Below are 18,864 nucleotides of genomic sequence, written 5' to 3' on the forward strand. Positions count from 1 at the left end.
TATGACGGTCTTGCAATGGGCCTCTGCGTGGTCCGCCAAACAATCGATCTATGCGCTGAAGTGTGTGATTTGGGTGGGCGCGTTGATCCCAATTTGTCGTTTGGTCTATTTGGGATTCAACGATGGGCTGGGCGCAAACCCAGTTGAATTTATTGAGCGTTCGACCGGTAGTTGGGCGTTGATCTTTTTATTGCTCTCTTTAGGTGTCACGCCCCTCAAACTATTGACTCAGCAGGCCTGGTTGATCGCCGTGCGCCGCTTGCTTGGTTTGTGGATGTTTGCCTATGCCGTGCTGCATGTCACCAGCTATGTTTGGCTGGACTATCAATTTGACTGGTTAGACATCGTCAAAGACATCGTCAAGCACCCCTATGTGCTCGTAGGTGCGGCGGCTTTGCTATTAACGCTGCCATTGGCTGCGACCTCCAACCAGCGTGCCATTCGGGCGCTCAAGCAACGTTGGAAACGGTTGCACAAGATCGTTTATGTTATTGGCATATTGGCGCTGTTGCATTTTTGGTGGCTGGTAAAAAAAGATGTCACGGAGCCTGTCATTTATAGTGTGGTGTTCGCCATGCTCATCGCGTTGCGCTGGTTACCGCTAACCAAAAAAACAAGCAAATAACCCCGTGTGTAAGGAATGCTGCGCTCGTTAGACTAAGGGAGACAACCATCATCCAGAAAAGGTCGTCTCTCATGTTTCAGCACTTTGCTCGTTTTTATCAGTCGCTCGTCACCTCCCTTAATGATCTCAACACCTGGCTGCCCAGCCTCTTGCTAAGGCTGGTGTTAGCGTGGGAATTTGGCGAAGCCGGATGGGCCAAACTGCATGGTCAAAACTGGTTTGCCGAAGTACAGTTTCCGTTTCCATTTAATTTATTGCCAGCATCCCTCAACTGGAACATCGCAATGACGTTTGAGCTTGTCGGCGCGGCGGCTTTGATATTGGGTGTGTTTACGCGCTTTTTTAGTCTCAGTTTGATCGTCATCACGCTGGTAGCCATCGCAAGCGTACATTGGCCAGAGCATTGGCGGACTGTCGGCGATATTCTGATCGGTTATCGATTCGAGGATACGGAGGGGGATGGCTTTGGCAATTATAAATTGCCGCTCTTGTATTTGTTGATGCTGCTACCTCTAGTCACGCAAGGGGCGGGCAAATGCAGCGTTGACCGATTATTGTCACATATGTGTGACGCTCGGCGGTGAGGATTCAAAATCTCCGCACATAACCATCAATTTGTCTTGACATCAATTTGCTTTTTGACACATCATCGTAGGCACATAAGGGAATCGTCAGGCTCGATTGACGCCCAATTAAAATTCTTCGGGGGTGTGACATCTTAACAACCGACGGGCAGAGGGTGCCCAAGGGTCGGCAGTTAGATTTTGCACTGCGGTTGTGAAAGTATGCGATGTCTATAGTAAATCTCGTGCCAAGTGCAGTAGCGTTGGCAGATGTTGTTTCGAGAATGTCATTGGATGTGAGTGTTTCATCGGGCTTAAACACTTCATTCGATCATTGGCGTTCTTTGGTCGATCATTCTAGTTTTTATATGGCGGTCGAAACTGATCGCCATGGCCATTGCCTGTCGATATTAGCTAGCCATACAGTCGTGCCAGCGAATGATTATTGGACAGTGTTGCCACTGGTTGTCCACGACTCATTCAAAGCAATATTGGCGCAGCCTGCGCCTGACATTCATCAACGCACGATACAGATCGCTTACCATGACAGCCAACAACGCTGGCTAGAGTGCAACGTCCATTATTTCAACACCCCAACAAACGAACCTCGTTGCTTGCTACTGGTGCGTGAGACGACCAATGAGCACCAAGCGGTCTTGGCGTTTCAACAAGAAAAGTTAGGTGCCATCGCCTATGAGCGTTTCAAGTTTTCGATTCTTGAACTGGTGTTGAAAGAACAGGATCCGCTCAGGATTTTAGAAAAAATTGTGCGTGATATTGAGGCGATGCATCGCGATGTCTACTGTGCGATGGTGCTCACGCAAAACTTGGGTAAGTTGGTGCAGACTGTGATCGCACCCTCACTCCCCCCCGCATTACTGCAAACATTGCGTCACTTGCAACTCGAGGCAGGTAACGGATCACTTGCGACTTCCATTGTCATGAAACAACGGGTGATTGTTGAAAATGTCATGACGCATCCGTATTGGGTAAATCACCGCGAGGCGGCTTTGGCGGCTGGGGTTGAGGCCGGTTGGTCAGAGCCAATTTTAAATGCCGATGGTGACGCACTGGGTGCGTTTGCCATCTATTATCGCCATGCGCAAACACCCAGTGCGCTTGAACAGTCGATGATTGCGCAAGCGACCAAGTTAATGAGCATTGTCGTCGATCGCCATTTATCCCAAGAATCTATCCAAAGCTTGGCTTATCTCGAGCCAGTCACTGGCTTACCGAATCGCAAGCGTGTGTATGAGGTGCTGCATGCCTTCAATGCACAGCCAAAAACTAGCGATGCTTGGGGCGTGATCTATCTCGATTTGGATCATTTTAAATGGATCAATGAAGCGCATGGGCACGACATAGGCAATGCCCTATTAAAGCAGGTCGCTGAGCGTCTGCAAAAAGTGGCTGGCGCACATTTTATTGCTTGCATGGGCGGTGATGAGTTTACTGTGGTGATGACAGACTTATCGTCACAACCGGATAAAGCGCTGTTGCAGCTGTGGACCATGCAGCGCAAGCTGCAAAAAATATTTGATCGACCGTTTAAAATCAGCGGTCAGAAATTAACCATCACTGCCAGCATGGGCTTATGCAGTTTGCATGAGGCTGCGTTGGCCGATGCCGACTATGTGAAAGCGGCGGACATCGCCATGCATAAAGCCAAGCAATCAGGGCGGAATCAGGCTTGCGTGTATGAGCCAGGCATGCAAACTGAAATTGCGACACAAGTGATGCTTGAGACCGAACTGCGCGAGGCCATTGCACTGCAACAGTTTCGTTTACATTATCAAGTGCAGGTCGATCACACGGGGCGCCCATTTGGTGCAGAGGTGCTATTGAGATGGCATCATCCGCAGCGCGGCCTGATTTCACCCTTGCAATTTATTGCGGTGGCTGAAAGCAGTGGGCTGATCATCGACATTGGCATGTGGGTGCTCGATCAGGCTTGTGCGCAAATTGCGGTATGGCAGGGCGCGTTAAAAACCCGTGAGCTGAGCTTATCGGTCAATATTAGCGCGCGGCAATTTAGTCAGACTAATTTTGTGTCTATGATTAAATCGTGTATTCAACGCCATCAGATCAACCCCAATGCCCTCCGCTTGGAGCTGACCGAAAGCGTATTGCTAGAAAATGTCGATGATGCAGTACGTATCATGGCTGAGCTCAGTCAGCTGGGTATCCAGTTCTCGCTAGATGACTTTGGCACGGGCTACTCCTCACTGCAGTATTTGAAAAAACTACCGCTGTATCAACTCAAGATTGATCGATCATTTGTGCATGACCTCGTCACGGATAGTCATGACCGTACCATTGTGCGAACCATTATTGCCATGGCACAGAGTATGTATTTGAGTGTGATTGCCGAGGGGGTTGAAACGCAGGCGCAGATGGAGCTGTTATTGAATAATGGCTGTCGCCGTTATCAAGGGTTTTTGTTTGGTCAACCGATGCCTATCGAGCAATTTAACGATTGCTTGCAGCAGGTATTGGTGTAGCGGATTTGACGGGCGCGGCTGGTAAGGGTGCCGGTGTTTCCACTGCTTCGATCGCTAGTTCCTGCCGATTAGCCACACGACTGGCTTGTTGCATACTGCTCTCTGCGGTCAATATCCGAACAGTCACACGCGAGTTAAGCCGTTGCGCTAAGCTGTTATCACTGCTTGAAACCGGCTTGGTGTCAGCCATGCCAATCGCAATCAGCTGTTTGCTGGCGAGCCCATTGCTGATCAGTGAGGCGGTTATTTGAGCTGCTTGCGCGGCGGTGAGCGCCCAGCGTTTGCGCTCAGCATCCGCTTGCTCATTAAATAATTGTTTATCACTGTGTCCCTCGATTTGGATGCTCCGGTATTCATTTTTGAGTAGATCACTTAATGCATTGATGACGGGCGACGCTTGTGGGGTATAGCTACTCTGGTCTTGATTAAACAACAGACTGTTTTCGATATCGACCTCAATGCCCAGCTCAGACTGGTACACCGTGATGTTTTTTTGCTCAATCCATGGCGTAAGCGCCTGTGCAATACGCTGGCCGATCGCACGCACTTTTTCTTGATCGCGCAGTTTTTTTTCTTGATACAAATAGCTCAAGGGTAACGGTTTGAGCACTGAACTCTGGTTTTGCAAGGTGGCTTGTGTTTGTGCCTCTGGGGCCTCTGTCTGGCCGGGTTTGCCTTGAAAAGCGGTCACCACAGCGCTAGAAAGCGCGCGGTATTTATTGAGATTAATGGTCGAGGTGGCGTACATCACCACAAAAAAGGCAAACAATAAGGTAATAAAGTCGGCGTAAGAAATGAGCCAGCGGTCATGGCTCTCATCGTCTTCATCCAGGATACGGCGGCGATACATTAAGATTCCCGCAGATGCAGATAGGCCTCAAGCCGCTCACTGACCAGTTTAGGATTGTCACCGCGCGCAATGGATACCCAGGCGTTAAGTAACATTTCGCGTCTGGACATTTCGTGTTGCACATGGCCTTTTAATTTGTTTGAGATGGGCAAAAACACCAAGTTGGCTAACGCCACGCCATAAATAGTGGCTACAAATGCAACCGCAATTCCGCTACCAATTTTTGCGGGGTCAGACAGGTTTTCCATCACATGAATCAAGCCCAATACTGCGCCTAAAATACCCACGGTAGGGGCATAGCCGCCGGCTGCTGACCATATTTTAGCAGCCTCGCGCTCTTGTAGTTCGTAGTAATACATATCAATCGCACACACTTCGCGAATGCGGTCTGCAGGTGTGCCGTCTACCAGCAGCTGTAGGCCTTTGCGCACAAACGGGTCTTGCTCTCGCTTGATATAGCTTTCTAAAGACAACACGCTTTCTTTGCGCGCTTGTTGGCTCCATTGATTAATTTTAATCGCGAGTTTTTTTCGGTCGTCATGTGGATGCACGAACACCAGACGCAACATGCGCAGGCCGCGCATGAATAATTTGAATTCGGTTTGCAACAGAACAGCGCCAGTCGTGCCGAGGATGACCACCGCAAACGCGGCGGGTTGCATCAAAGAATTAAGGTGACCGCCATCAATGACTTGCCCAAACACCAAACCGGCGAGGGCAATCACAAGCCCGGCGATACTTCCCCAATCCATTAAGCCACTCCGGTCCAGGATTTATCCCGCATAGACGCCCGTAAACGCGCGACCGCTTGGCTATGCAATTGGCAAACACGTGATTCTGACACGCTCATGATGGCGCCGATTTCCTTGAGATTTAACTCTTGCTCGTAATACAAGCCCATCAACAATTTTTCGCGTTCCGGCAAATGATCAATAGAATCAATCAGGGCTTCGCGGAAATCGCTTTCCAGCAAGGATTTGACCGGATCATTGTTGTCATCATCCACGTAACGATCCAGAAAGTGCTCACCGCCATCGTCATCTTGAAAGTCTTCGTAGTAAATCAACTGATGGCCCTGGCAATCGCTCAACACATCGTAGTAGTCCTCAAGGCTGAAGTTCATGTGTTTGGCGATTTCAGACTCGGTAGGCGGGCGGCTGAGTTTTTGTTCGAGTTGTTGTACGGCAACCTCAATATCGCGCATGTTTTTGCGGATGCCACGTGGTAACCAATCCGCACCACGCAGTTCATCGAGCATCGCGCCGCGCACTCGCTGTGAGGCATAGGTTTCAAACTGCGCCCCATGCGTATCTTCATACCGCTGGATCGCATCCATCAAACCGATCATCCCAGCTTGTATCAAATCGTCCAACTCAACACAGGAGGGCAACTTTGCTTTTAAGTGATAAGCCATTTTTTTGACCAGGCCGCTATGCTGTTTAAGCATCTGATCTGTATTTTGAGTTTTGCCTTTAGCGGTATACATGTTTTTCCTCTTTAACTTTAGGCAACAGCCAGGGATGGCGCGGTGGTCCGTTGTTTTTCGAGACGATGTGCCACGGATTTAAATGCCATTGCTGTTTGCTGCTGTTTGACCGCTTCAGGCTGGGTACGAGCGTGCTTAACCGACGTTGGCACGGGTTCGTCTGCCGGGATGGCGCCAAGAAAATCCAGCGAAACACCTAAAAACTGCTTGCAGACCTGATTGAGACGCATAAAGTATTGTTGTCCTTGATCAGGCGTTGACCCAGTGACAACGACGCTCAATGGGATCTGACCATGCTGTTGGCTAATGTGCTTGATCGTCGCATAGGCGTCCTTGATCGCATTGTCGCTTCTGTCTAATTGAATGACGAGCTCATGCGTGGCCATCAATGGCAGCATTAGGCGGTGATCTTGGGTATTCAGTTGAGCTTCAATCATGACGGTGTCGTAGTCATAGGCTAGTTGATTGACTATACCGTCTAGCTGCGCACTTATATCTTGAGATAAGGGCAAGGTTAACGGGTCATTTTCGGTTAAACAGGTCAGGTCATAACCTTGCGGGTGCTTGTGAATTCCGCGTTTTAATGTGCCACTTTTGGCTGCAATTGTCGCCAGTGAATGGGGGACGACGGGGACGCGGTTTGCATGCACCAACAGCAGTCGGTGTTCAGGCACCAGCATACTCATGCTAAGTTGATGCATCCAGGCGGTCGCAGGGCGACCGTTAGCACCAATCACGCTGATGATGCGTGCGGAGGATTTGGCCATGATGCGACGCAGGCCATCGGCTTGGTCGCGATAGTTAAACATGGTGTTGCTCCTGGCTGGCGCTCTGCATCATGCTAGAAATCACCAACGGCAATTCTTCATCTAAATACTGGTAGGGTAGGCTGGCCTGATGCGGCGTCAATACGCGTTCAATTAATGCGGGTTTGTCTGCGAGCTCAATATCCTCAGGCACGCGTTGGCCACTGGTGGTGTAAAACAGACGCATGCGTTCACGGATCAACACATCCAATACATTGCCGATGGCGGCAGCCTCATCCAACTTGGTCACAATACATCCGGCGATATCGTGTTTTTTATAACTACGCATCACATCGGTGAGGGTGTCTCCTGTCGAGGTTGCATTCAGACACAGCAATTTCTGAATCGGGCTCTCGGCACGGCTGAGCATCGACAATTGCTCGGTCACGGCTTGGTCACGCTGGCTAACCCCAACCGTGTCGACCAAAATCATGTGTTTGTTTTTAAGCTCTTTAAGTGCGATCCGCAAATCATCTTCGTCTTTGACTGCATGTACCATCACGCCCAAAATCTTGCCGTAAATCCGTAGTTGCTCGTAGCCGCCGATGCGGTAACTATCAGTGGTGATCAAGCCCAGATTTTGCGTGCCATGTTTCATCACATAGCGCGCAGCCAATTTGGCGGTCGTGGTAGTTTTACCGACACCCGTCGGGCCAACCAACGCATAAATCCCACCGCGGTCTAACAAGGCATCTTCGTCATCCAGGGTATGCAGATTGCGACTAATCACCTCTTTGGCCCACATCGGCGCTTTGTTGACATCAATGTGTTGAGGCATTTTTTCCGCAATCTGACGTGACAAGGAGGCGCTAAAGTTGGCAGAGAGCAGGGTGCTTAACACTTTGGATTTGGCAGGACTATGCTGCAAATGATGTTGCCAGGTCATCGCGCTCATTTGGGTTTCAAAGTGACTGCGCATCTGGCGCATTTCCTGCATCATGCCCATCATTTTGTCTTCCAAGGTTTGGGTGGCCACTTGGTAGGCTTGTTCTTGGTGCTCGCTATGCTGTTTTAGCATATCCATAATGGCCATTTCATTGGCCACCGGTTCGTCTGCAGGCGCACTTTGGTTTTTCTGCATAGCAGCCGACGTCGTCTGTAGTTGCGGCTCAACTTGACGCGGCTGATCTTTTGCCGTGACAAAATCTAACAGGCTACGGGATTGATCCAGACCGCTGTCAGTGTTACTGGCGGTGGTGTCTGCGGCAATGTCGGTTTCTAGCATGGCCATGATTTCGGTGCCGCCATTGACGCTGCGGTTAGCAACAATAATGGCATCGTCACCTAAGGCCTGTTTGACTTGCGCCAACGCTTCGCGTGCATTTTTGCCAAAAAATCTTCTGATATTCATATTATTGCGCTCCGATTAAACTGGTGACACGAATGGACTTGTTGTCTGGCAGCTCGTCATGCGACAACACTCTGAGATGCGGGACAGTTCTTCTTAAAAATCTGGATAAGGCTTGTCGCAGTGGGGCAGCCACTAACAAGACCGGGGTCAAGCCCATTTGCTCTTGTTGTCTAGCAGCCACTTCGGTTTGCTGCGATAGTCGCTCAGCAATGCCCGGCTCGATGACGTTCTGGTTAGATTGATTATTTTGCAGCGCTTGCAACAACAGGCGTTCTAATTGACCATCGAGCGTCATGGCGGTAATTTCGTTACTGTAGGGGAACAAGTCCTGCACAATTGCGCGCCCTAGCTTGATGCGTACCATCGAGGTCAAATCATTGGCATCTTGGGTATATTGCGCGTGATCTGCCAAGGTCTCTAAAATCGAGCGCATATCACGAATGTGCACCCCCTCATTGAGCAGGTTCTGTAGCACTTTTTGCAGGCTGGAGAGGGTGATCATTTTAGGGACGATCTCTTCAATCAGCTTGCTCGCATCTTTACCCAAATGGTCCAACAACTGCTGCACTTCTTGGCGGCCCAGCAATTCGCCGGCGTTGAGTGAAATGATATGGTTAAGGTGGGTAGCGATCACGGTTCCAGCGTCTACCACGGTGTAGCCTAGGCTTTGTGCATACTCTTTACGGTCAGATTCAATCCACACGGCAGGCAAACCAAATGCCGGGTCAGTGGTTTTGGCACCTTCTAGATCACCGGTGACTGCACCTGGGTCAATCGCGAGCATTTGACTGTAATTTGATTCGCCACTGGCCATTTCAACACCCTTCATCGTAATGCGATAGGCATTGGGTTTGAGCGTCAAATTGTCGCGAATATGCACTGTAGGGGCTAAAAAGCCAATTTCCTGTGCAAACTTCTTACGGATACCTTTGATGCGTTTCAGCAATTCACCGCCTTGGCCTTTGTCGACCAGTGGAATCAATCTGTAACCCACTTCAAGGCCAATCGTATCCACGGGCAACACATCATTCCAAGTGGCTTCTTCGGCCTCGCTGGCTGGTGCTAGCTTGTCTTCTGCTTGCGGCTCAATCACCGCCTGTAGTTTGGCTTTGTCTTGCTTTTGTTTGAGGTTGTATGCCATGCCACCCAAGAGTGCGCCCAGCCCTATAAATGCCATGTGCGGCATGCCTGGGATCAACCCAATACCACCAATAATGCTGGCAGTGACGGTCAGCACGCGTGGGTTCTCGAATAACTGGCTGATCAACTGACCACCGATATCTTCATTGTTCGCCACGCGTGAGACCACCACACCGGCTGCGATGGAGATGACCAGCGAAGGAATTTGTGCCACCAGGCCATCACCAATGGCGAGCAGTGTGTAATTTTTAACCGCATCGCTAAAGCTAAGGTCATGTTGCAACATGCCGACAATCAACCCGCCAACAATATTGATGATAATAATGAGGATGCCGGCAATGGCATCGCCACGCACATACTTACTGGCACCATCCATCGCGCCATAAAATTCGGATTCTTGACCGACCTCTTTACGACGGCGACGCGCTTCGTCCTCGCCGATCAAACCTGCATTGAGGTCCGCATCAATCGCCATTTGTTTGCCTGGCATGGCATCTAAGGTAAACCGCGCCCCCACTTCAGCAATCCGGCCCGCACCTTTGGTGATCACCGTAAAGTTAATAATCGTCAGGATCACAAAGACGACTATACCGACCGCATAGTTGCCGCCAATCAAAAAATGCCCAAACGCTTCAATCACTTTGCCGGCTGCGGCAGGGCCGGCATGACCCTCGGTTAACACGACGCGGGTTGACGCCACATTCAACGCCAAGCGCAACATGGTGGTCATCAATAACACCGTTGGAAAGGCAATAAAATCCAGTGCTTTGGTGGTTTGCAGGCCGATCATCAGCACCAAGATCGATAAGGCAATATTAAAGGTAAAAAATACGTCGAGCATGATGGCCGGTAAAGGCAGAATCATCATCGCCAGCAACAATACAATAATGAGTGGCGCGGCGATGGCTCGACCGTCCATTTTTCCCATCCATTGTTGCCAATTATTCATTGTTCACTCCTAAAGCATTGATGACGCAATATCGCCAGCACTGGCAGGGGCTGCCGCCAAGGCATGGGGATCTAATGCATCTGGTACAGGTACGTTTGCTGGCATGGCCGGACGCACGCCACCATGTTGTTTAAACACGCGTAGTTGAAACACATACGCCAAAATTTCAGCCACGGCGGCATACAAGGTTTGCGGAATCTCTTGCTCCAGCTCGGCATGGGCATATAGCGCACGCGCTAGTTTCGGAGACTCTAGCGTCATGACCTCATGTTCAGCCGCAATGGACTTGATTTTCTGCGCAATCACGTCAGCCCCTTTGGCGACGACAATTGGCGCGCCGTTTTCACCTTCTTTATAGCGAATAGCCACTGCATAGTGGGTAGGGTTGGTAATCACCACATCGGCATTCGGCACATTACTCATCATTCTTCTGCGCGCCATTTCACGTTGTTGCTGGCGAATACGCCCTTTAATCTCAGGGCTACCTTCAGACTCTTTGGATTCGTCTTTCAGCTCTTGCTTGGTCATTTTGTGTTTTTGCGCATATTGATAGAGCTGATAGGGCACATCAATCACTGCGATCAATACCAGTGCCGAAGCAATGGTCAAAAAGCCAGTCACCATATAATCACTCACGGTGCTAATGCCAGACTCAATCGGCATGTGCGACAGGCTCAGCATTGGCTGCAAATCCTTTTTAACAATGGAGTAGCCCACGGAAGCGACCAAGATTGTTTTTGCAATCGACTTAAGCAGTTCGACTAACGAATTTTTTGAGAACAGGTTAGCCAACCCTTTGATCGGATTGAGTTTGCCAAAATCAGGCACCACCGATTTTTGTGACATGACCCAGCCACCGACCAAAATGGGCGCTGCGACTGCCACTGAGACAATAATCACCGCCAGTGGTAGAAACGCCCACATGGCTTGTTCAATGACTTTAAGCATGTGCACGATGAGCAATTGGGGTTCAAATGCCATGGCGTGGTCAATGCTCAAGCCTTGTCTCAACACGTTTTTCATGGCGTCACCCATGGGGCGGCTCAGCATCATGATCGCCATACCGCTGGTGAATAGCACAGCACAGGCAGCTAGCTCGCGGGAGCGGGGAACGTCGCCGTCTTCGCGTGCCTTTTCCAATCGCTTGGCGGACGCTTCCTCGGTTTTTTCCATATCGCTGTCTTCAGCTGCCATGACCTCAATACCTTTGTGGGTGGTTACAACACGATTGTTGTATTTCTTGAGAGTGATTATTGGCTAGAAAAACGCTTTTTTATGTCTGGAATAAAAGGGCTAATAGGCCGCTTTCTATCGATTGTGGAAAGGTTTGTGTTAACGGGTGTAAAAACATTAATTAATTTTTGTTTTAAAACAGTCACTTATAAAAATATTGAATTTTTTTCATCACTGCCCCCTAAAGTTTTAGTGTGGGCAGACGTTAACCGGAATAAGACAAAAAGTGTTTTTGTGTGTCTGAACCGCTGATGGGGATACAAAAACCCGATGTTTACGGAATACAGCCGTAAAACTTTAATTATTTATTGAATTGGATTGTTGAAAATGCTGAGAGCATAGACACTTAATAATTATTGCATTACATTAAATTTGCATCGTAACTAATTGATATTGATAGTTATGGTGATTGCCGTGTAGGGGTTTGTAAGACAAACGCCTACACGGCTGTTTTCGTCTGTCTTACAAAATAAACCGACAAACCCTGATTGTTGCAGTTCATGATTGCGCGCAAAGTACGCCTAACGCTCAGGCGGACTTAAATTTACGCAAAAAAACGGAGAATAAGATCATGAACATGCAAAACGATTTACTCGCTGAAATCAAGGATGCCAATCTGAACTATCTGATGTTGGCGCAACAACTGATCCGCGCTGACAAAGCCACTGCCATTTTTCGCCTTGGCATCAACAAAGAAATTGCCGACCTGCTAGAAAATCTGACCAACCTGCAATTACTCAAATTATGTAATACCAATATGTTGCTCACACGCTTTCGCTTTGATGACAGCGAAATTCTTGGCATGTTGACCAGCTACTCTAAAGATCCAGCGCAAGCACATCTGCATACCGCTGTGTTGATGTCAGCCCAAGCGGCGGACTCCACTGTATAACAGTGTAGACATTTTCATCTGGCAATTAAAAATAGAAAAGAGGGTTATCATGCAAAAGAAGAGTGTAGTAAACGAAGCAGAACAAATTAAACTGGCGATGCAAATGATTGAGTTAGGCGCTCGCCTGCAATTGTTAGAATCACAAACGACGCTGTCCCGTGAACGTTTAATCAAGCTGTATAAAGAAATGAAGGGCGTTTCTCCTCCAAAAGGCATGTTGCCGTTCTCTACCGACTGGTTCTTGACCTGGCAGCCAAACATTCATTCCTCAATTTTTTATAACATCTATCGTTTTATGGTGGATTACGCCGGTGTCGATGGCATTCAGGCGATCATTAAAGCCTATACGCTTTACATGCAACAAGTGCAAAACCCTGATGCAGACCAAAAAGACGAACCTGTGTTATCTCTGACCCGTGCTTGGACCTTGGTACGCTTTATTGAGAGCAAAATGCTCACTACCAAACTGTGTCACTGCTGTGGCGGCCAATATATCGTCAATAGCTACGATTTAAACCAAAATTATGTTTGCAACCTGTGCCACGTACCTTCACGTGCCGGAAAAACCAAAAAAGCCAAAGAACTCAACTATAAACTGGTATCAATGACTGCTTAATCGGTTAAAACAGCGTCATCTTGTTTATGAACTGAAAGACTGCGCATGCACTTAATAAAATTGTCGGCAGAGATGTTGCCATCCCCCGCGTGGATGCATCGTCTCTTGCCCAAACGATTATGGTGTCAGGCATTGTTGATCCAATGTGTGAGTATATTGTTGATGACGGCCATTGCGCCTAGCGTGATCAACAGTGTATTTGCATTTGAATTACGTAGTGTAGGGCTCCACTTAGACTCACTCTGGTTTTGGCTGTTTCCTCACATTGGCTTGGTCACTGCGCTGGCAACTCTCGCGCGTATGCCAAGCTGGTGGCGTTGGATTCACGGCTTTTTTCCCTTGCTCGTCGTGTTGATGCAACAGCTTGTGTTACCCGCGAGCGTTTATTTTGCTGGCTTCGTCATTACCTTGGCGCTTTACTGGTCAGTACACAATACCCGTGTGCCGTTTTACCCCTCTTTTCCAGCTACCTGGCGGGCATTGCAACGCGTGCTTGAACAGCATGCGGGTGATCGTGCAATGAAAGTATTGGACATTGGCAGCGGCATCGGCGACATCGCCATGTTTTTAGCCAAACAACGCATCCATGATCAAGTGTCCGGCATCGAAATCGCGCCTCTGCCATGGGCGGTGAGTGTGGTTCGGGCTTTATTTTCAGGCACCAGCGCCACCTTTACCTTGGGTGACTATCGGAGTCTAAACTTTGCTGAGTTAGATGCCATTTTTGCCTACCTTTCTCCAGCCGTCATGCCAGATGTGTGGCAAAAAGTGCAGCGCGAAATGCGGCCCGGTAGTTTGTTCATTAGCTCCGAGTTTCCGGTGCCCGATCGTAATGCCGATCATATTATTTTCCCCAACCCTCAATCGCCAGCCTTATACGTCTATCTCCAATAGGCGCTATCGACTCCCCCCGCGCTAAGCGGTAGATGAATGCTTTCCAGTTCATTGCGCGCGTGATATAAAGGTATGCGTTCACGCAGATTGAATGAATATTCAGTGATGCAATCGCAGTCATGTGGACGTAAATCGCCACTTATTCGCGGTGTGAAGGCATAGACATCAACAGCTGACATCTAAAACACGGGCTGTTTTCGGGGGCAATGAGATTGGGCGATTCGCATCAAATAGCGGAAGTGCAACACTTTCATCGCATTTTGTTAGAGGGCGTTAACTTAGCCATTCTTGCAGAATCCGTTGAAGGCATCGTGCTTTATTGCAATGCCAGTGCAGCGCGCTTACTGGGATATGATGCAGAAGACATCATCGGTCAGCCGCTGATTCGTTTTTTGCCGGACCCAGTCCACCGCTTTCAAAAAAATCAGTTAGCCACACAAAAAGTGACTCACGGTCCGATACATTATCAGACGGTTTGTGCCGGGCGGCAATCGCCCACAATCAAAGTCATGGTCACTGTGTTACCCATCCTCAAGCCAGGCGGTGAGTTGCTGGGTTTTTCATCGCAACTTCAAGTGCTCGAAGCCTCGCTTATTCAGCAAAACACCATCAACGAGCTGACCCGATACAAGCAAAATTTGGCGGCGATCGTCGAGTCTAGCGACGATGCCATTATCAGTAAAACTTTGGATGGCATTGTCACCAGTTGGAACAAGGCCGCCGAAAAGATTTTTGGCTACAGCGCCGATGAAATGGTTGGCCAGCCAATGCTTAAGATTTTCCCTCCAGACCGGATGGATGAAGAAACACATATTTTAAGCAAACTCAAATCGGGCGAAAAGGTCGACCATTTTCAAACCATTCGCTTGCACAAGTCTGGTAAGCAAGTGCACATCTCAGTCACGGTGTCACCGATTTATGATGCTGAGGGCAACATTGTTGGCGCGTCTAAAATTGCCAAAGACATCACCGAAAAACTCAATACTGAAAAGCTGGTGTGGCGGCAGGCCAATTATGACGCTTTGACCAACTTGCCGAATCGACGCTTGCTCATGGATCGATTGGCGATGGAGATTAGCCAGGCCCACCGAGAGCTGCATGGCTTGACCATTATGTTTATTGATCTTGACCACTTTAAAGAGGTCAACGACTCGCTGGGCCACAATATTGGCGATGAATTATTACAAAAAGTCAGTCAGCGTATCCGCGAATGTTTTAGGCAATCTGACATGTTGGCAAGATTTGGCGGGGATGAGTTTGTGGCAATCATGCCATGCTTGGACCAGCGCAAAGATATTGACATCGTTTGCTCGAAAGTACTCAAAACGTTAAATGATCCTTTTACTTTAGAGGATGGCAACACCGTCTACGCATCTGCCAGTATTGGCGTGGCGGTTTACCCCATGGACGGCGCGTCGGATCAGGAAATGATTAAGCATGCCGATCAAGCCATGTATGAAGCCAAGCGAAAAGGGCGCAACCAGACCAAATACTTTATCCCTGCCATGCAAGTGTCGTTAGATAAACACCATCAGCTCGGCGTAGATTTACGCTTTGCCTTACAAAACACCGAATTTTTTCTCAATTATCAGCCGATTATCGATTTAAACACGCATCAGGTGGTGAAAGCCGAAGCGTTGATCCGCTGGAAACATCCGGTGCTCGGCGTGCTTGGGCCGATGGAATTTATCCCGATTGCTGAAGAAACCGGCATTATCCACGCCATAGGTGATTGGGTATTCAGAACAGCCATTCGGCAACTCAAACACTGGCAACAGACCTTTCAATTGCCACTACAACTCAGCATTAATAAGTCCCCGCTGCAATTTAACATGGGCCATGATGTGCCGCAACATTGGCTAGCGTATATGCAAGAGGTGGGCTTATCTGGCGAGTCTTTGATCGTCGAAATTACCGAGTCGACCATGATGACGCAACAAGACTCGACGCAAAATAAATTGCTTAGCTTTGCACAGGCGGGGATTCAGGTCGCGATTGATGACTTTGGGACGGGTTACTCCTCACTGGCTTATCTCAATCGCTTTGATATCGACTACATTAAAATTGACAAAGCGTTTGTCCAAGACATGAAAAAAGACGGTCAAAGCTTTCATCTGTGTGAGGCGCTGATCGTGATGGCACATAAGCTCGGGTTGAAGGTTGTGGCAGAAGGCGTCGAAACCCAAGAGCAGCATGCGCTGCTGTCTGCGATGCAATGTGATTTTGGACAAGGTTTTTTCTACGCCCGGCCATTGTCACACGATGACTTCGAGCATTTACTCAAGGCCCAGAGCAATCCCAGCCTCACCGCGGCCTAAAACCCTAGACACTGGCAAGTCGATGCCAGCGTAAAAGGGTATGCTGCTATTCTTGACCCTGCCGATTTAACTGGCTAAAGGCCTTTTATTTCAATAAATGAATCTGGTGGTGCGTTGCTATGCTTTCCACAGTTAACTGCTAAAAGTGGAGTCAAAGCATGTTTGTCATTATTGGATATGTCGTCGTTTGTGGCATGGTGTTCGGGGGGTATGCACTCGCAGGCGGCCATTTAGGCGCCTTGTGGCAACCGCTTGAAGTCATGATGATTTTTGGCGGGGCGTTCGGTGCCTTTATTGTCGGCAACGACAGCAAGGCAATCAAAGCGACGGTCAAGTCGCTCCCCACCTTGTTTAAGGGTTCCAAATACAACAAACAGTTATATCTCGATTTACTGGCGTTGCTGTTTGAGATACTGACCAAAATCCGTAAGGATGGCTTAATGTCGATTGAAAAAGACATTGAGGATCCTGAGTCGAGTGCCTTATTTGGCAAATATCCCACGATTTTGCATGACCATCACTTGGTTGAGTTTATTGCCGATTATCTACGTCTGATGGTGTCTGGCAACATGGACGCCTTTCAAGTCGAAAACTTGATGGATAACGAGCTAGAAACCCACCATATGGAAGGCCACGTGCCCGCCCATTGTATTGCCAAATTGGGGGATGGTTTGCCTGCATTTGGCATTGTTGCCGCGGTGATGGGGGTAGTACACACCATGGAAAACGTGGCTTTACCGCCCGCCGAACTCGGTATTCTGATTGCTCACGCGCTGGTGGGTACCTTCTTGGGGATTTTGCTGGCTTATGGTTTTGTGGGGCCTTTGTCCGGCTTGTTAGAGCAAAAACTAGAAGAGTCGAGTAAGAGTTTTCAGACGGTCAAAGTGGTGTTGCTGGCAAGCCTCAACGGCTATGCGCCGCCGATTGCCGTGGAATTTGGCCGCAAAGTGTTGTATTCAACCGAGCGCCCAGGATTCACCGAGCTAGAAGAGCACGTCAAACAGGCTAAATCTAAATAAGTGCACGCATAAGACCGCCGGGAGAGCGTCATGGCAGAAGAACATATTGCCCCGATTATTGTTAAGAAAATCAAAAAGAGTGGCGGTGGCCATCACGGTGGTGCTTGGAAGATCGCCTATGCTGACTTCGTGACGGCGATGATGGCCTTTTTTCTGCTGATGTGGCTGCTAGGGTCTACCTCTAAAGCGCAAAAAGAAGGCATTGCAGAATACTTTCAAACCCCTTTACACATGGTATTGATGGGGCCATCCATGGGCCAGAGTGACTCCGCGCTCAAAAATACCGGTGGCAAAGATGTCACCAAAAAGCAAGGGCAAGTCAAGCCAGTAGAAGGGGACCCCGGCAAACTGAAGACGGTTAAGCTTGAAGATGTTAAAGAAGCGCTAAAACAAGCCGAAAAAGTTAAATTAGAGGCATTGAAAGCCAAGATTGAACAAGCCATCGAAGACAATCCGACCTTGCAGCAATTTAAATCACAACTCAAGCTGGACATCACCAGCGAGGGATTGAGAATTCAGATTATCGATGAGCAAAACCGCCCGATGTTTGAAAACGCCAAAGCTGAGTTACAACCGTATGCTAAACAAATTTTGCGCGAGATCGGCAAAACGCTCAACGGTGTCGACAACAAAATTAGTTTGTCGGGCCATACCGATGCCGCGGGTTATGCGAACGGCGAACATGGCTACAGTAACTGGGAACTCTCAGCCGATCGGGCAAACGCCTCCAGGCGCGAGCTGATTAACGGTGGCATGGATGAAACCAAGTTGATGCGAGTGGTCGGTTTAGGCTCCGCCATCATGATGGACAAAGAAAATCCGTTTAATCCGATTAACCGACGCATCAGTTTAATTGTCATGAACAAAGACACTGAAGAGCAATTGTTGAAGGATAACGACCAGATTTCTGTTAGTGAGCATGACCAATCACAAGTCCAGGCATTACAGAAAACTCCAGACAAGCCTGCACCATAAAACAGGCTGACTGAAAAGCGTGCAAGAAGTAAGTCATTTTTATATGGTTTATTTCTTGATTGAAAAAAAGGGAAATCAGGCAAGATAGGACCACTATGAAAACATTGCCCATAGAAGAATTAAGAGAATTACTGGCCGCGGTATCGCGTCATGGTGACTGGCATCTGCTCGAGATCGAAACCGACTTGCAACAAACAGCCTTTTTACTGGATGAAGCGATTGAAAAACTCAGTGGCAGCTTTATGACGGTATACGCCCAATTGCAGGAACAGCAAGCTGCCGTGCAGTTGTTGGTCGAGGCCGGTAAATTACAGCCCGAAGAAATGCAACAGTTGCAGGTGTATCAAGACAATATTGGCCAAGAGGTTAATAAAGTGGTGACCGGCATGCAGTTTCAGGACATGACCAATCAATTGTTGCAACGCACGATACACCGGGTCAATGGCTTAAAAGAGTTGCTGCACGAGTTGTCTAGCCATCAGTTTCCGATGGCGGCCGAGGATGAACACGAGGAAATCGGGCGATTTATCATGCAACTCAATCAGAACTTTGATCAGGGTAGCCAGCATTTGACCGGGCATTTACGCAAGTCAGTGAATCAGCAAGATCTCGCGACAGGCGATATCGATTTATTTTAATACAGCGG

General features: G+C 48.7%; 17 protein-coding genes. 10 read left to right on the top strand and 7 right to left on the bottom strand.

Annotated elements, in window-relative coordinates; genetic code table 11:
- Position 1: 1 nt before the first annotated feature.
- The 3 genes from FIT99_RS06115 (at position 2) to FIT99_RS06125 (ending at position 3,689) form a co-directional block, all read left to right on the top strand.
- Positions 2–625 carry a protein-methionine-sulfoxide reductase heme-binding subunit MsrQ gene (locus FIT99_RS06115; protein ID WP_140003472.1) on the top strand — a complete coding sequence of 208 codons (624 nt, stop codon included), beginning with the start codon at positions 2–4 and terminating at the stop codon, positions 623–625.
- 71 nt (positions 626–696) lie between these two features.
- Positions 697–1,209 carry an HvfX family Cu-binding RiPP maturation protein gene (locus FIT99_RS06120; RefSeq protein WP_140003473.1) on the top strand — a complete coding sequence of 171 codons (513 nt, stop codon included), beginning with the start codon at positions 697–699 and terminating at the stop codon, positions 1,207–1,209.
- A 206-nt stretch (positions 1,210–1,415) separates the two neighbouring features.
- On the top strand, positions 1,416–3,689 hold the full coding sequence (locus FIT99_RS06125) for a putative bifunctional diguanylate cyclase/phosphodiesterase (RefSeq protein WP_140003474.1): 2,274 nt from the start codon (positions 1,416–1,418) through the stop codon (positions 3,687–3,689).
- Here FIT99_RS06125 and FIT99_RS06130 read toward each other — a convergent pair.
- The 7 genes from FIT99_RS06130 to flhB are packed head-to-tail and all read right to left on the bottom strand — an operon-like array spanning position 3,658 to position 11,465.
- Positions 3,658–4,539, bottom strand: a complete 882-nt coding sequence (locus FIT99_RS06130) for a flagellar motor protein MotB (RefSeq protein WP_140003475.1) — start codon at positions 4,537–4,539, stop codon at positions 3,658–3,660. The two genes, FIT99_RS06125 and FIT99_RS06130, sit on opposite strands and share 32 nt — an antisense overlap.
- Positions 4,539–5,291 carry a flagellar motor protein gene (locus FIT99_RS06135; RefSeq protein ID WP_140003476.1) on the bottom strand — a complete coding sequence of 251 codons (753 nt, stop codon included), beginning with the start codon at positions 5,289–5,291 and terminating at the stop codon, positions 4,539–4,541. The genes FIT99_RS06130 and FIT99_RS06135 overlap by 1 nt, the downstream gene beginning before the upstream one ends.
- Entirely contained in the window at positions 5,291–6,025 is a 735-nt protein-coding gene (locus FIT99_RS06140) for an RNA polymerase sigma factor FliA (protein WP_140003477.1), read from the bottom strand. The genes FIT99_RS06135 and FIT99_RS06140 overlap by 1 nt, the downstream gene beginning before the upstream one ends.
- A gap of 17 nt (positions 6,026–6,042) precedes the next feature.
- Positions 6,043–6,834: a MinD/ParA family ATP-binding protein gene (locus FIT99_RS06145; protein WP_140003478.1), complete on the bottom strand. Its 792-nt coding sequence runs from the start codon at positions 6,832–6,834 to the stop codon at positions 6,043–6,045.
- On the bottom strand, positions 6,827–8,182 hold the full coding sequence (gene flhF / locus FIT99_RS06150; RefSeq protein WP_140003479.1) for a flagellar biosynthesis protein FlhF: 1,356 nt from the start codon (positions 8,180–8,182) through the stop codon (positions 6,827–6,829). The genes FIT99_RS06145 and flhF overlap by 8 nt, the downstream gene beginning before the upstream one ends.
- A gap of 1 nt (position 8,183) precedes the next feature.
- Positions 8,184–10,271: a flagellar biosynthesis protein FlhA gene (gene flhA / locus FIT99_RS06155; RefSeq protein WP_189524797.1), complete on the bottom strand. Its 2,088-nt coding sequence runs from the start codon at positions 10,269–10,271 to the stop codon at positions 8,184–8,186.
- A gap of 9 nt (positions 10,272–10,280) precedes the next feature.
- Positions 10,281–11,465, bottom strand: coding sequence for a flagellar biosynthesis protein FlhB (gene flhB / locus FIT99_RS06160; protein WP_140003480.1), 1,185 nt, complete (start codon positions 11,463–11,465; stop codon positions 10,281–10,283).
- A 610-nt stretch (positions 11,466–12,075) separates the two neighbouring features.
- Between flhB and flhD the strand changes: the two genes are divergently transcribed.
- The 7 genes from flhD to FIT99_RS06195 all read left to right on the top strand — a co-directional run bounded on the left by flhD (position 12,076) and on the right by FIT99_RS06195 (position 18,856).
- Positions 12,076–12,396, top strand: a complete 321-nt coding sequence (flhD, locus tag FIT99_RS06165) for a flagellar transcriptional regulator FlhD (RefSeq protein ID WP_019882294.1) — start codon at positions 12,076–12,078, stop codon at positions 12,394–12,396.
- A gap of 49 nt (positions 12,397–12,445) precedes the next feature.
- The gene (flhC, locus tag FIT99_RS06170) at positions 12,446–13,012 is read left to right on the top strand and encodes a flagellar transcriptional regulator FlhC (protein WP_140003481.1); all 567 of its coding nucleotides are present in this window, start codon (positions 12,446–12,448) and stop codon (positions 13,010–13,012) included.
- Between the two features lie 45 nt (positions 13,013–13,057).
- Positions 13,058–13,906, top strand: a complete 849-nt coding sequence (locus FIT99_RS06175) for a class I SAM-dependent methyltransferase (RefSeq protein WP_223261302.1) — start codon at positions 13,058–13,060, stop codon at positions 13,904–13,906.
- 206 nt (positions 13,907–14,112) lie between these two features.
- On the top strand, positions 14,113–16,224 hold the full coding sequence (locus tag FIT99_RS06180) for an EAL domain-containing protein (RefSeq protein WP_140003482.1): 2,112 nt from the start codon (positions 14,113–14,115) through the stop codon (positions 16,222–16,224).
- A 158-nt stretch (positions 16,225–16,382) separates the two neighbouring features.
- A complete protein-coding gene (motA, locus tag FIT99_RS06185) occupies positions 16,383–17,243 on the top strand; it encodes a flagellar motor stator protein MotA (protein ID WP_140003483.1) in 861 nt (286 codons plus the stop codon).
- 30 nt (positions 17,244–17,273) lie between these two features.
- Positions 17,274–18,218 carry a flagellar motor protein MotB gene (gene motB, locus FIT99_RS06190; protein WP_140003484.1) on the top strand — a complete coding sequence of 315 codons (945 nt, stop codon included), beginning with the start codon at positions 17,274–17,276 and terminating at the stop codon, positions 18,216–18,218.
- 95 nt (positions 18,219–18,313) lie between these two features.
- Complete coding sequence (locus FIT99_RS06195) at positions 18,314–18,856, top strand: chemotaxis protein (protein WP_140003485.1); 543 nt, start codon at positions 18,314–18,316, stop codon at positions 18,854–18,856.
- The last annotated feature ends 8 nt before the right edge of the window (positions 18,857–18,864 follow it).

This window comes from Methylophilus medardicus (assembly GCF_006363955.1).
Taxonomy (GTDB): Bacteria; Pseudomonadota; Gammaproteobacteria; order Burkholderiales; family Methylophilaceae; genus Methylophilus; species Methylophilus medardensis.

Excerpts from the sequence above, each read along its gene's own strand:
- motB (WP_140003484.1), top strand. The coding sequence starts at position 17,274 with ATGGCAGAAGAACATATTGCCCCGATTATTGTTAAGAAAATCAAAAAG.
- flhA (WP_189524797.1), bottom strand. The coding sequence starts at position 10,271 with ATGAATAATTGGCAACAATGGATGGGAAAAATGGACGGTCGAGCCATC.
- motA (WP_140003483.1), top strand. The coding sequence starts at position 16,383 with ATGTTTGTCATTATTGGATATGTCGTCGTTTGTGGCATGGTGTTCGGG.
- FIT99_RS06140 (WP_140003477.1), bottom strand. The coding sequence starts at position 6,025 with ATGTATACCGCTAAAGGCAAAACTCAAAATACAGATCAGATGCTTAAA.
- FIT99_RS06175 (WP_223261302.1), top strand. The coding sequence starts at position 13,058 with ATGCACTTAATAAAATTGTCGGCAGAGATGTTGCCATCCCCCGCGTGG.
- flhB (WP_140003480.1), bottom strand. The coding sequence starts at position 11,465 with ATGGCAGCTGAAGACAGCGATATGGAAAAAACCGAGGAAGCGTCCGCC.
- flhC (WP_140003481.1), top strand. The coding sequence starts at position 12,446 with ATGCAAAAGAAGAGTGTAGTAAACGAAGCAGAACAAATTAAACTGGCG.
- FIT99_RS06125 (WP_140003474.1), top strand. The coding sequence starts at position 1,416 with ATGTCTATAGTAAATCTCGTGCCAAGTGCAGTAGCGTTGGCAGATGTT.
- FIT99_RS06115 (WP_140003472.1), top strand. The coding sequence starts at position 2 with ATGACGGTCTTGCAATGGGCCTCTGCGTGGTCCGCCAAACAATCGATC.
- flhD (WP_019882294.1), top strand. The coding sequence starts at position 12,076 with ATGAACATGCAAAACGATTTACTCGCTGAAATCAAGGATGCCAATCTG.
- FIT99_RS06120 (WP_140003473.1), top strand. The coding sequence starts at position 697 with ATGTTTCAGCACTTTGCTCGTTTTTATCAGTCGCTCGTCACCTCCCTT.
- FIT99_RS06135 (WP_140003476.1), bottom strand. The coding sequence starts at position 5,291 with ATGGATTGGGGAAGTATCGCCGGGCTTGTGATTGCCCTCGCCGGTTTG.
- FIT99_RS06195 (WP_140003485.1), top strand. The coding sequence starts at position 18,314 with ATGAAAACATTGCCCATAGAAGAATTAAGAGAATTACTGGCCGCGGTA.
- FIT99_RS06180 (WP_140003482.1), top strand. The coding sequence starts at position 14,113 with ATGAGATTGGGCGATTCGCATCAAATAGCGGAAGTGCAACACTTTCAT.
- FIT99_RS06130 (WP_140003475.1), bottom strand. The coding sequence starts at position 4,539 with ATGTATCGCCGCCGTATCCTGGATGAAGACGATGAGAGCCATGACCGC.
- flhF (WP_140003479.1), bottom strand. The coding sequence starts at position 8,182 with ATGAATATCAGAAGATTTTTTGGCAAAAATGCACGCGAAGCGTTGGCG.
- FIT99_RS06145 (WP_140003478.1), bottom strand. The coding sequence starts at position 6,834 with ATGTTTAACTATCGCGACCAAGCCGATGGCCTGCGTCGCATCATGGCC.